This window comes from Pseudomonas fluorescens (assembly GCF_001307275.1).
Lineage (GTDB): Bacteria > Pseudomonadota > Gammaproteobacteria > Pseudomonadales > Pseudomonadaceae > Aquipseudomonas > Aquipseudomonas fluorescens_AA.
Map to the genome: position 1 here is coordinate 5182611 of NZ_CP012831.1, position 12178 is coordinate 5194788.

Genomic DNA, 12178 nt, shown 5'->3' on the forward strand with positions numbered 1-12178 from the left:
GCAGGTGCTGAAACGATGCACTGCGTCTGGTTCGCTTTGGTCATAGCGTATTGGAAAAAATATTCCACGTAAAAAATTTATAGAATAATTATTGATTATTGCGCGCTGCTCGTTTTAGTCTGCACTCACCAACAGCGTTGTCGCCGGTGTCGGCGACAAGCGCAGGCTGATAAAAATAACAGGAGCCAGCATGGGCCAGACTCGTTTTGCCAGTGGGCGTCAATTGGATGTGATCTGCCTGGGACGCCTGGGCGTCGACCTCTACGCGCAGCAAGTCGGCGCGCGCCTGGAAGATGTTTCGAGCTTCGCCAAGTACCTTGGCGGTTCCTCGGCCAACATCGCGTTCGGCACGGCGCGCCTGGGCCTCAGGTCGGCGATGTTGAGCCGGGTAGGCGATGACCACATGGGCCGCTTCCTGGTGGAGTCCCTGGCCCGCGAAGGCTGCGATGTCAGCGGCATCAAGGTCGATCCCGAACGTCTGACGGCCATGGTGCTGCTGGGGATCAAGGACCGGGAAACCTTTCCCCTGGTGTTCTACCGGGAGAACTGCGCCGACATGGCGCTGCGCGCCGAAGACATCGACGAAACCTTCATTGCTTCCAGCAAGGCTTTGCTGATCACCGGCACGCATTTCTCCACCGATGGCGTCTACAAGGCCAGTATCCAGGCGCTGGACTATGCGCAAAAACATCAGGTCAAGCGGGTCCTCGACATCGATTACCGGCCTGTGCTTTGGGGCCTGGCGAGCAAGGCCGATGGCGAAACGCGGTTTGTGGCCGACCAGAAAGTCAGCCAGCACGTGCAGAGCATCCTGCCGCGTTTCGATCTGATCGTCGGCACCGAAGAAGAGTTTCTCATCGCCGGCGGCAGTGAAGACCTGCTGACCGCGCTGCGTACCGTGCGCTCGCTGACGGCGGCGACCCTGGTGGTCAAGCTCGGCCCCCAGGGCTGCACAGTGATCCATGGTGCCATTCCGGCCCGGCTCGAAGACGGCGCCATTTACCCTGGCGTGCGGGTCGAAGTCTTGAATGTACTGGGCGCCGGCGATGCGTTCATGTCCGGATTTCTTGCCGGCTGGCTGGAGGACGCCAGCGATGAACGCTGCTGCCAGTTGGCCAATGCTTGCGGTGGGCTGGTGGTGTCGCGCCATGCCTGCGCCCCGGCAATGCCGACCCGGGCCGAACTCGACTATTTGTTCGACAGCCCGGTGCCCATCACCCGGCCGGACCAAGATGTCGTGCTGCAACGCCTGCATCAGGTCAGCGTGCCCCGCAAGACCTGGAAACAGCTGTTCATCTTCGCCTTCGACCATCGTGGACAACTGGTGGAACTGGCCCAGAAGGGCGGCCGCGAGTTGAGCAGCATCGGCGAACTCAAGCAACTGTTCATCCAGGCGGTGGCACGGGTCGAAGCCGACCTGCGCCACCAGGGCATCGAGGCCGACGTCGGTCTGCTGGCCGACCAGCGCTTCGGCCAGGATTCGCTGAACGCTGCCACCGGCCGCGGCTGGTGGGTGGCGCGGCCGGTGGAAGTGCAGGGTTCGCGGCCACTGGCCTTCGAGCATGGGCGCTCCATTGGCAGCAACCTGATCGCCTGGCCACAGGAGCAGATCATCAAGTGCCTGGTGCAATTTCACCCGGACGACGAACCGCTGCTGCGCCTGGAGCAAGAGGCGCAATTGATGGGGTTGTACAAGGCCTCCGAGGCCAGCGGCCATGAATTGCTGCTGGAAGTCATTCCGCCCAAGGATCATCCATCGCCGCACCCGGACGTGCTCTATCGCGCCCTCAAGCGCCTCTACAACCTGGGCATCTTCCCGGCGTGGTGGAAGATCGAAGCCCAGGGCGCGGATGAATGGCAGCAGCTCGATGAGCTGATCCAACAGCGCGACCCGTATTGCCGTGGCGTGGTCCTGCTGGGCCTCAACGCCCCGGCCGCCGCGTTGGCCGAAGGGTTTCGCCAGGCCAGCCAGAGCAGCACCTGCCGCGGTTTCGCCGTGGGCCGCACGATCTTCCAGGAACCGAGCCGGGCCTGGCTGGCCGGGGAAATCGATGATGAAACGCTGATCCAACAGGTGCAGGGCCGGTTTGTGGAATTGATCGAGGCCTGGCGTGCTGCGCGAAGTTAGACATTGTGAATACTGAACCTGTGGGAGCGAGCTTGCTCGCGATAGCGGACTGACAGTTGACAATCAGTCGCCTGACCCACCGCTATCGCGAGCAAGCTCGCTCCCACAGGGTTCATTGCCGCCTTCAATGGTTATGAAAAAACAATAAAAGGTGCAGCCATGCCCGCTATTCGAATTGGCATCAACCCGATTTCCTGGAGCAACGACGACTTGCCATCGTTGGGCGGCGAGACGCCGTTGAGTACCGCGCTGAGTGAAGGCAAAGCCATCGGCTACGAAGGCTTCGAGCTCAACGGCAAGTTCCCCAAGGACGCCAAGGGCGTCGGCGATGTGCTGCGGCCGTACGACCTGGCGCTGGTCTCCGGCTGGTATTCCAGTCGCCTGGCCCGGCGCTCGGCGGCCGAGGAAATCGACGCCATCGCCAGTCACGTCGAGCTGTTGGCGCAGAACGGCGCCAACGTGCTGGTGTACGGCGAGGTCGCCGATTCCATTCAAGGCCAACGCATTCCATTGGTTGAGCGGCCGCGTTTTCACACCGACGAAGCCTGGCAAGCCTACGCTGACAAACTCACCGAACTGGCGCGCTTCACCTTGTCCCAAGGCGTGCGCCTGGCCTACCACCACCACATGGGCGCCTATGTCGAGTCGCCCGCGGACATCGACAAATTGATGGCCCTGACCGGCAGCGAAGTGGGCCTGTTGTTCGATTCGGGTCACTGCTACATGGGCGGTGGTGAACCGTTGCAGGTGCTGCGCAAACACATCGAACGGGTCTGCCATGTGCACTTCAAGGACGTGCGCAAGCCGGTGGTGCAACTGGCGCGCAATAACCTCTGGAGCTTCCCCGACTGCATCATCAACGGCACCTTCACCGTGCCGGGGGATGGCGATATCGATTTCGCCGCGTTGCTCGATGTGCTGCTGGCCGCTGACTACCAAGGTTGGCTGGTGGTGGAAGCCGAGCAGGATCCCGCCGTAGCGCCGAGTTATGCCTACGCCAAGAAGGGCTACGACACTCTGCGCGCCTTGCTGCAAGAAAGGAGTGCGTCATGAGCCTGTTGATCAAGAGCCATTCCAGCGGCCGAACCATGGTCCAGTTACCAGCGGGTGAGCTGGAATACGTCGGGTTCGCCGCCTACCGCCTGAGCCTCGGTGAAACCCTACCGGTGGCCGCCGGTGACCAGGAATTGTGCCTGGTGCTGCTCAGCGGGCGCATCAGCCTCAAGGGCGAAGCGCCGGGGCAGGGCGCCTTCGATTGGGACAACCTGGGTGATCGCCAGTCGGTGTTCGAGGACAAGTCACCCTATGCCGCTTACCTGCCACCGGGCAGCCAGGCCCAGGTCACCGCCCTGAGCGATGTGCAGGTGGCGGTGTGTGCCGCGCCGGGTTCGGCGCGTAACGAATACGGCCCACGACTGATCCGTCCGGAGAGCATGAAGCGCAGCGTGCGCGGCAAGGGCGCCAACACCCGTTATGTCTGCGACATTCTGCCGGACAGCGAACCGGCCCACTCGCTGCTGGTGGTGGAAGTGCGCACGCCGTCGGGACACTCCTCGAGTTACCCGCCGCACAAGCACGACACCGACGACCTGCCACACCAGAGCTTCCTCGAAGAGACCTATTACCACCAGGTCAACCCGTCCCAAGGCTTCGTGTTCCAGCGGGTCTACACCGACGACCGCAGCATCGACCAGGCCATGGCGGTGGAAAACAGTGACCTGGTGGTGGTGCCCAAGGGTTATCACCCGGTCAGTGTGCCCTACGGGTACGAGTCGTATTACCTGAACGTCATGGCCGGCCCGAAGCGGGTCTGGCAATTCCATAACGATCCGCAGCACAGCTGGCTGCTGGATCTCTGACCCCACACATACGCAGGGAGAACAAGCAATGAGCGACGCCCCGGTAGTAGGCCATTACATCGACGGTCGAATTCAGGCCAGCGACAACGCGCGCCTGAGCAATGTCTTCAACCCGGCCACCGGTGCGGTGCAGGCCCGGGTGGCCCTCGCCGAACCGAGTACCGTTGACGCAGCGGTGGCTTCGGCGCTGGCGGCGTTCCCGGCCTGGTCCGAGCAGTCGTCCCTGCGCCGTTCGCGGGTGATGTTCAAGTTCAAGGAATTGCTCGATCGGCATCACGACGAACTGGCGCAGATCATCAGCCGTGAACACGGCAAGGTGCTGTCCGACGCCCACGGTGAAGTCACCCGGGGCATCGAGATCGTCGAGTACGCCTGCGGTGCGCCGAACCTGCTCAAGACCGATTTCAGCGACAACATCGGCGGTGGCATCGACAACTGGAACCTGCGCCAGCCCCTGGGTGTTTGCGCCGGGGTCACGCCGTTCAATTTCCCGGTGATGGTGCCCTTGTGGATGATTCCCCTGGCGCTGGTCGCCGGCAACTGCTTCATCCTCAAGCCTTCGGAGCGCGACCCGTCCGCCAGTTTGCTGATGGCCCGCTTGCTGACGGAAGCCGGCCTGCCGGATGGCGTGTTCAACGTTGTCCAAGGCGACAAGGTGGCGGTGGATGCGCTGTTGCAGCACCCGGACATCGAAGCGATTTCCTTTGTCGGCTCCACACCGATCGCTGAGTACATCCACCAGCAAGGCACGGCGCAGGGCAAGCGCGTCCAGGCCCTGGGCGGGGCGAAGAACCACATGATCGTCATGCCCGATGCCGACCTCGACCAGGCGGCAGACGCGTTGATCGGTGCGGCCTACGGCTCGGCCGGCGAACGCTGCATGGCGATTTCCATCGCCGTGGCGGTGGGTGATGTGGGGGATGAATTGATTGCCAAACTGTTGCCCCGTATTGATCAACTGAAGATCGGCAACGGCCAGCAGCCCGGCACCGACATGGGGCCGCTGGTCACCGCCGAGCACAAGGCCAAGGTGGAAGGTTTCATCGACGCCGGCGTGGCCGAGGGCGCGCGTCTGATCGTCGATGGCCGTGGTTTCAAGGTGCCGGGGGCCGAGCAGGGGTTCTTTGTCGGGGCGACGCTGTTCGACCAGGTTACCGCCGAGATGAGCATCTACCAGCAAGAGATTTTCGGGCCGGTGCTGGGGATTGTCCGTGTACCGGATTTCGCCACGGCGGTGGCGCTGATCAACGCCCATGAGTTCGGCAACGGCGTGTCGTGCTTCACCCGTGACGGCGGCATCGCCCGGGCGTTCGCCCGCAGCATCAAGGTCGGCATGGTGGGCATCAACGTGCCGATCCCGGTGCCCATGGCCTGGCATTCCTTTGGTGGCTGGAAGCGTTCGCTGTTCGGCGATCACCATGCCTACGGCGAAGAAGGGCTGCGCTTCTACAGCCGCTACAAAAGCGTGATGCAGCGCTGGCCCGACAGCATCGCCAAGGGTCCTGAATTCAGCATGCCGACTGCCCAATAACCCGTTTTTTACAGTGCCGGAGGGAGAACAACAATGAATAAGCCCCTGCGTTTTGCCTTGAATCGAATGGTTGCCCCGCGCCTGTCACTGCCCGAATTCATTGACCTGGCGCTGGCGTTGAGAACCGATGCCATCGAGATCCGCAACGATCTGAAGGGTGTCGAGATTGAAGACGGCATGCCGCCCGGTCGGGTGCGCGAGTTATGTGAGGAAAGGGGCATCAAGGTGCTGTCGATCAATGCCCTGTACCCCTTCGACGTGTGGAACGAGGAGCGTCGGACCCAAGCGGTGAGGTTGGCCGACTACGCCCGCGAATGCGGCGCCGAAGGGCTGGTGATGTGCCCGCTCAATGACCGCGCCGACCCGCGCAGCGAAGCCGAGCGCGCCGCAGGGCTGCGTACGGCCCTTAGCGAACTGGCGCCGATCCTGCGCGCCTTTGGCATCTACGGTTTCATCGAGCCTCTGGGGTTCGAAGAGTGCTCGCTGCGGCGCAAGCGCACGGCAGTGGACGCGATCCAGGCCATCGGCGGGCTGGATGTGTTCCGCCTGGTGCACGACACCTTTCACCATCATCTGGCGGGGGAGCAGGCGTTTTTTCCCGAACTGACCGGGTTGGTGCACATCTCCGGGGTCGAGGATGCCCAGGCGCCCTTGGCGACGATTCGGGACGGTCACCGGGTGCTGGTGGGCGCGGCTGACATTCTTGGCAATGCCGCGCAGATCGAGGCGCTGCGGGCTGGGGGCTACGAGGGCTACCTGTCCTTCGAACCGTTTGCCGAGAGCGTCCATGAACTGGCCGATATTCGCCAGGCGTTGGGGGCGAGCATGAATCACCTGCAAAGCTCACAGGCCTGACCCGACTTCCTGAATGATGGAGAACCCCTTGTGGGAGCGAGCTTGCTCGCGATGACGGCGCCCCAATCAATGCATGCGTCGCCTGACACACCGCTATCGCGAGCAAGCTCGCTCCCACACTTGACCGAGTTGCGTTTGAAAAGGTGCAAGCATGACCACAACACGACTGACCATGGCCCAGGCCCTGGTGAAATTCCTCGATAATCAGTACGTCGAGGTCGATGGCGTCCAGAGTAAGTTCGTCGCCGGGGTGTTTACCATTTTTGGCCACGGCAACGTGCTGGGCCTGGGCCAGGCGCTGGAGCAGGACAGCGGCGACCTGGTGGTCCATCAGGGCCGCAACGAGCAGGGCATGGCCCATGCCGCCATCGGGTTCGCCAAGCAGCACCTGCGGCGCAAGATCTACGCCTGTAGCTCGTCGGTGGGCCCTGGTGCGGCGAATATGCTGACCGCCGCGGCCACCGCCACGGCCAATCGCATTCCGTTGCTGTTATTGCCCGGCGATGTCTATGCCAGTCGCCAGCCGGACCCGGTGTTGCAGCAGATCGAACAGTTCCACGACCTGAGCATCAGCACCAACGACGCCTTCAAGGCTGTGAGCAAATACTGGGACCGCATCAACCGCCCCGAGCAGTTGATGACCGCGGCGATCCAGGCCATGCGCGTGCTCACCGACCCGGCTGAAACCGGCGCGGTGACTCTAGCGCTGCCCCAGGACGTACAGGCCGAAGCCTACGATTATCCGGACTACTTCCTGCAAAAACGCGTGCACCGCATCGACCGTCGCCCGGCCACCGAGGCAATGCTCGGCGACGCCCGGGCGCTGCTCAAGGGCAAGCGCCGACCGTTGATCATCTGTGGCGGCGGGGTGCGCTACTCCGGGGCCAATGCGGCGTTGCAGGCCTTTGCCGAGCGCTTCGACATTCCCTTCGCCGAGACCCAGGCTGGCAAGAGCGCCGTGGTGTCCAGCCACCCGCTGAACGTCGGCGGCGTCGGCGAGACCGGTTGCCTGGCGGCGAACCTGCTGGCCAAGAAAGCCGACCTGATCATCGGCATCGGCACGCGCTACAGCGATTTCACCACCGGCTCCAAATGGTTGTTCCAGCACCCGGACGTGCAGTTCCTCAACCTCAACATCAGCCCCTGCGACGCCTTGAAGCTCGACGGCGTGCAGCTGCTGGCCGACGCCCGCTCGGGCCTGGAGTCACTGTCCGCCGCGCTGGGCGACTATCGCGCTGAATGGGGCGGGCAGATCGCCGACGCCAAGGCCCAGTTGGACGCCGAGGTCGATCGGATCTACCAGGCCGATTATCAAGCCGAGGAGTTCCTCCCGGAAATCGATGACCACATGGACCCGGCGGTGTTTCGCGAATTCATCGAACTCACCGGTTCCTGCCTGACCCAGAGCCGCGTGCTGGGCACCCTCAACGAAACCCTGGCCGACGATGCGATTATCGTCGCCGCCGCCGGCAGCTTGCCCGGCGACTTGCAGCGCGCCTGGCGCAGCAAGGGCGTGAACACCTATCACGTCGAGTACGGCTATTCGTGCATGGGTTATGAGGTGAACGCGGCCTTGGGCGTGAAACTCGCCGAGCCCGATAAAGAGGTGTACGCCCTGGTGGGCGATGGCTCCTACATGATGCTGCACTCGGAACTGGCGACTTCGATCCAGGAGCGCCGCAAGATCAACGTGGTGCTGCTGGATAACATGGCCTTCGGCTGCATCAACAATCTGCAGATGGGAAATGGCATGGACAGCTTCGGCACCGAGTTCCGTTTCCGCAACCCGGACACCGGCAAGCTCGACGGTGACTTCGTGCCGGTGGACTTCGCCATGAGTGCCGCGGCCTACGGCTGCAAGACCTACAAGGCGACGACCCTGGAGGAGCTGCGCGCGGCCCTGGCGGATGCGCGGCGCCAGACGGTCTCCACCTTGATCGACATCAAGGTCCTGCCCAAGACCATGATTCACAGCTACCTGTCGTGGTGGCGTGTGGGCGTGGCGCAAGTCTCCACCAGCGCCCGCACCGATGCCGTCGCCAAGACCCTCAATGAACGACTGGCCAAGGCCCGTCAATACTGATTGCCCCAACCCTACGAAAGGAGTTCTACATGTCTTTGAAGCTGGGCGTCATCGGCACCGGGGCCATCGGCCAGGACCATATCCGTCGTTGCAGCCAGACCTTGCTCAACAGCCAGGTGGTGGCGGTGACCGACATCAACCTGCAACAAGCGGCCAAGGTCGTGGCCGATCTCAAGCTGACCGCCGAGGTCTACCCTGACGGCCATGCGTTGATCAAGGCGCCGGACGTGGAGGCGATCCTTGTCACCTCCTGGGGCCCGAGCCATGAAGAATTCGTGCTGGCGGCGATTGCGGCGGGAAAACCGGTGTTCTGTGAAAAACCCCTGGCGGTCACGGCCGAAGGTTGCCGCAAGATCGTCGAGGCCGAAGTGGCCCATGGCAAGCGCCTGGTGCAAGTCGGTTTCATGCGCCCCTACGATGAAGGCTATCGGGCGCTCAAGGCGGTGATCGACAGCGGCCAGATCGGTGAGCCGCTGATGCTGCACTGCGCCCACCGCAACCCGAGCGTGGGCGAGAACTACAAGACCGACATGGCGATCACCGACACCTTGATCCACGAGCTGGATGTGTTGCGCTGGTTGTTGGCCGATGACTACGTGTCGGTGCAGGTGGTATTCCCACGCAAGACCAGCAAGGCCCTGGCTCACTTGCGGGACCCGCAGATCGTCCTGTTGGAAACCGCCCGGGGCACGCGCATCGACGTCGAGGTGTTCGTCAATTGCCAGTACGGCTATGACATCCAGTGCGAAGTGGTGGGGGAGACCGGCATCGCCAAGCTGCCGGAACCGTCCCAGGTGCAACTGCGCAGCGGCGCCAAGCTGTCCAATGCGATCCTGATGGATTGGAAGGACCGCTTCATCGCCGCTTATGACGTCGAGTTGCAGGCCTTCATCGACGGTGTGCGTGCCGGGCAAGTGGGTGGGCCATCGGCCTGGGATGGGTTTGCGGCGGCGGTGGCGGCGGATGCCTGTGTCGAAGCGCAGCAGAGCGGGCAGATCGTCAAGGTCGAGCTGCCCGAGCGCCCGCGTTTCTACGGCTAACCCCAATCCCCCTGTGGGTGTGCAGTCAAATGGTGGGGGCGAGCTTGCTCGCGATAGCGGTGGGTCAGTCAACCTGATGAAGGCTGGTCCGCCGTCTTCGCGAGCAAGCCCGCTCCCACAGTCGACTGCGTTCCCTCAAAGGTACTCGGTCAAATGGTGGGAGCTGAGCTTGCTCGCGATGGCGTAGTGTCAGTCGACATCAATGTTGAATGTATCGCCGTCTTCGCGAGCAAGCTCAGCTCCCACAGGGATTGCATTCATTCAGTGATTAACAAGGAGCTTTCATGCGAATCGGACTAGTCGGCTACGGCAAGGGTGGGCGGTTCTTTCATGCGCCGCTGATCAGCAGTCTGCCGGGGGCTACGTTCGTCGGCGTGGTGACCCGGTCCGCCGAGCGCCGCCAACAATTGGCCAGCGATCACCCGCAGGCCCAGGCCTTCGACACCCTCGAACAATTGGTAGCGGCCGGTGTCGATGCGGTGGTGGTGTCCACGCCTTTGGACGGTCGCCCGGCCATTGTGATGCAGGCCATCGAACTCGGCGTGGCGGTGGTCAGCGACAAACCGTTCGCCCCTGACGCCGCGCAGGCCGAGACGATGGTGTTGGCCGCCGAACGTCGCAACGTGCCCTTGAGCGTGTACCAGAACCGCCGCTGGGATTCGGATTTCCTGACCCTGCGCAAACTGTTGGCCTCCGGGGCGCTCGGGCAAGTCATTCGTTTCGAGTCGAGTGTCGAACGTTATTCGCCAACCTCGGTAGGCAAAGGCAGCGGTGGTGGGTTCCTGCGCGATTTGGGCAGCCACTTGGTGGACCAGGCGCTGCAACTGTTCGGGCCGGTGGTGCGGGTCTACGCCGAGCTGGACTACCGACAGCCGGACCAGGTGTTCGACAACGGTTTCTTCATGTCCTTGACTCATGCCAGCGGCGTAGTCTCCCACTTGAGCGGCAATTGCGTGCAAAACGCACCGCGTCCGCGCTTTCGGGTCAACGGCACCCAGGGCTGCTACACCGTCGACGGCTTGGACGGGCAGGAGGCTCAGGCATTGGCCGGCCTGAGCCCAGCGACCGAGGGCGAGCGCTGGGGGGCTGAAGAACATCGGCGCTGGGGCTGGTTCGAACACGGCACCGAGCGCGAGCGGGTGACCTCGGAGCGTGGCTGCTGGCTGACGTTCTACCAACACTTGCAAAGCGCGTTGCAGGGCACTGGCCCGCTGCCGGTGGAGGCCCGTGATGCGTTGGCGACCACCCGCATCCTCGACGCCGCCAGGCAGAGTGCCGGGCAGGGCGAAGTGGTGCGGTTGTCCACTCCAGTGGGTCATGGAATAAAAAACGAATAAAATTCTAAAATCAGTTGATATGGAAAATATTTTCCAATAAAGTCGATTCCAGGTTACCGACAACCCTGTTTGTCTTCCGCCAAGCCAGCCTTGAACGGATGACAGACGAAACAAAAACAAGAAACACAGCTAGGTACCGTCGATGAAAACCTTCAGCCGCTCTGCGTTTCACCTGCCACGTCTGCTGCGCCTGTCCGCAGCCTTTCCTCTGTTCGAATCCCTGTGTATCCAGCGCAACGGCGCCGTGGTCTGTTGCATGCCCGGCGCGCCCATCGTGCGCTTGCCCCGTTCCTGATCCGCTACGCCTTATCCATAAAACCAACAAAAAAGTGGAGAAAGACCGTTCATGAAGACCAAGACCCGTATCGCCTCGCTGGCCCTGTCGTTGATGCTCACCAGCGGCGCTGCCCTGGCGGACCTGAAGATCGGCGTCAGCATGTCCCAGTTTGATGACACCTGGTTGACCTACCTGCGCGAATCCATGGACAAGAAAGCCAAGTCCCTGCCGGACGGCGTCACCCTGCAGTTCGAAGATGCCCGCAGCGACGTGGTCAAGCAGCTGAGCCAGGTGGAAAGCTTCATCAGCCAGAAGGTCGATGCGCTCATCGTCAACCCGGTGGACACCGCCGCGACCCAGCGCATCACCAAGGCCGCCGTGGCGGCCGGCATCCCGCTGGTGTACGTCAACCGCCGCCCGGACGATCCGAAGTTACCGGAAGGCGTGGTCACCGTGGCCTCCGACGACCTGGAAGCCGGTCGCATGCAGATGCAATACCTGGCTGAAAAAATGGGCGGCAAGGGCAACATCGTGATCCTCTTGGGTGACCTGGCCAACAACTCCACCGCCAACCGCACCAAGGGCGTCAAGGACGTGCTGGCCAAGTACCCGGGCATCAAGATCGAACAGGAACAGACCGGCATCTGGTTGCGCGACAAGGGCATGACCCTGGTCAACGACTGGCTGACCCAGGGACGCGAGTTCCAGGCGGTGGTGGCCAACAACGACGAGATGGCCATTGGCGCCGCGATGGCACTCAAGCAAGCGGGCACCGAGAAAGGAAGCGTGTTGATTGCCGGGGTCGATGGCACGCCGGACGGTTTGAACGCGATCAAGAAAGGCGAAATGGCGGTCTCGGTGTTCCAGGACGCCAAGGGCCAGGCCGATGGTTCGATCGACACGGCGGTGAAAATGGTCAAGAAGCAGCCGGTCGAGCAGGCTGTCTGGGTGCCGTACCGCCTGATCACGCCGGAAAACGTCGATCAGTTCAAGTGACGTTCAACCCGGTCCCACCACAACAATAAGCAGGCAAGGTTGCAACGCCGACCTTGCCGAGGGAGTACCTGA

The 12178-nt window shown here is 62.6% G+C and carries 10 protein-coding genes; all 10 read left to right on the forward strand.

Annotated elements, in window-relative coordinates:
• The first annotated feature begins 190 nt into the window (after positions 1–190).
• The 10 genes from AO356_RS23185 (at position 191) to AO356_RS23225 (ending at position 12106) form a co-directional block, all read left to right on the forward strand.
• Positions 191–2128, forward strand: coding sequence for a bifunctional 5-dehydro-2-deoxygluconokinase/5-dehydro-2-deoxyphosphogluconate aldolase (locus AO356_RS23185; protein ID WP_060741731.1), 1938 nt, complete (start codon positions 191–193; stop codon positions 2126–2128).
• A 159-nt stretch (positions 2129–2287) separates the two neighbouring features.
• The gene (gene iolE, locus AO356_RS23190; RefSeq protein ID WP_060741732.1) at positions 2288–3181 is read left to right on the forward strand and encodes a myo-inosose-2 dehydratase; all 894 of its coding nucleotides are present in this window, start codon (positions 2288–2290) and stop codon (positions 3179–3181) included.
• Positions 3178–3987, forward strand: a complete 810-nt coding sequence (iolB, locus tag AO356_RS23195; protein WP_060741733.1) for a 5-deoxy-glucuronate isomerase — start codon at positions 3178–3180, stop codon at positions 3985–3987. The genes iolE and iolB overlap by 4 nt, the downstream gene beginning before the upstream one ends.
• Before the next feature lie 28 nt (positions 3988–4015).
• Complete coding sequence (locus tag AO356_RS23200) at positions 4016–5518, forward strand: CoA-acylating methylmalonate-semialdehyde dehydrogenase (RefSeq protein WP_060741734.1); 1503 nt, start codon at positions 4016–4018, stop codon at positions 5516–5518.
• Positions 5519–5551: 33 nt separating this feature from the next.
• Positions 5552–6373, forward strand: a complete 822-nt coding sequence (locus AO356_RS23205) for a TIM barrel protein (protein ID WP_060741735.1) — start codon at positions 5552–5554, stop codon at positions 6371–6373.
• A 151-nt stretch (positions 6374–6524) separates the two neighbouring features.
• The gene (gene iolD / locus AO356_RS23210; RefSeq protein ID WP_060741736.1) at positions 6525–8456 is read left to right on the forward strand and encodes a 3D-(3,5/4)-trihydroxycyclohexane-1,2-dione acylhydrolase (decyclizing); all 1932 of its coding nucleotides are present in this window, start codon (positions 6525–6527) and stop codon (positions 8454–8456) included.
• A gap of 29 nt (positions 8457–8485) precedes the next feature.
• The gene (locus AO356_RS23215) at positions 8486–9496 is read left to right on the forward strand and encodes a Gfo/Idh/MocA family protein (protein WP_060741737.1); all 1011 of its coding nucleotides are present in this window, start codon (positions 8486–8488) and stop codon (positions 9494–9496) included.
• Positions 9497–9780: 284 nt separating this feature from the next.
• Positions 9781–10833 carry a Gfo/Idh/MocA family oxidoreductase gene (locus AO356_RS23220; protein ID WP_060741738.1) on the forward strand — a complete coding sequence of 351 codons (1053 nt, stop codon included), beginning with the start codon at positions 9781–9783 and terminating at the stop codon, positions 10831–10833.
• A 142-nt stretch (positions 10834–10975) separates the two neighbouring features.
• Positions 10976–11128 carry a hypothetical protein gene (locus tag AO356_RS32880; protein ID WP_177431741.1) on the forward strand — a complete coding sequence of 51 codons (153 nt, stop codon included), beginning with the start codon at positions 10976–10978 and terminating at the stop codon, positions 11126–11128.
• 51 nt (positions 11129–11179) lie between these two features.
• A complete protein-coding gene (locus AO356_RS23225; RefSeq protein WP_060741739.1) occupies positions 11180–12106 on the forward strand; it encodes a sugar ABC transporter substrate-binding protein in 927 nt (308 codons plus the stop codon).
• Positions 12107–12178 lie beyond the last annotated feature (72 nt).

Bases quoted from the DNA above. Each gene is read 5' to 3' on its own strand.
- AO356_RS23185 (WP_060741731.1), top strand. From the start codon at position 191: ATGGGCCAGACTCGTTTTGCCAGTGGGCGTCAATTGGATGTGATCTGC.
- iolE (WP_060741732.1), top strand. From the start codon at position 2,288: ATGCCCGCTATTCGAATTGGCATCAACCCGATTTCCTGGAGCAACGAC.
- iolB (WP_060741733.1), top strand. From the start codon at position 3,178: ATGAGCCTGTTGATCAAGAGCCATTCCAGCGGCCGAACCATGGTCCAG.
- AO356_RS23200 (WP_060741734.1), top strand. From the start codon at position 4,016: ATGAGCGACGCCCCGGTAGTAGGCCATTACATCGACGGTCGAATTCAG.
- AO356_RS23205 (WP_060741735.1), top strand. From the start codon at position 5,552: ATGAATAAGCCCCTGCGTTTTGCCTTGAATCGAATGGTTGCCCCGCGC.
- iolD (WP_060741736.1), top strand. From the start codon at position 6,525: ATGACCACAACACGACTGACCATGGCCCAGGCCCTGGTGAAATTCCTC.
- AO356_RS23215 (WP_060741737.1), top strand. From the start codon at position 8,486: ATGTCTTTGAAGCTGGGCGTCATCGGCACCGGGGCCATCGGCCAGGAC.
- AO356_RS23220 (WP_060741738.1), top strand. From the start codon at position 9,781: ATGCGAATCGGACTAGTCGGCTACGGCAAGGGTGGGCGGTTCTTTCAT.
- AO356_RS32880 (WP_177431741.1), top strand. From the start codon at position 10,976: ATGAAAACCTTCAGCCGCTCTGCGTTTCACCTGCCACGTCTGCTGCGC.
- AO356_RS23225 (WP_060741739.1), top strand. From the start codon at position 11,180: ATGAAGACCAAGACCCGTATCGCCTCGCTGGCCCTGTCGTTGATGCTC.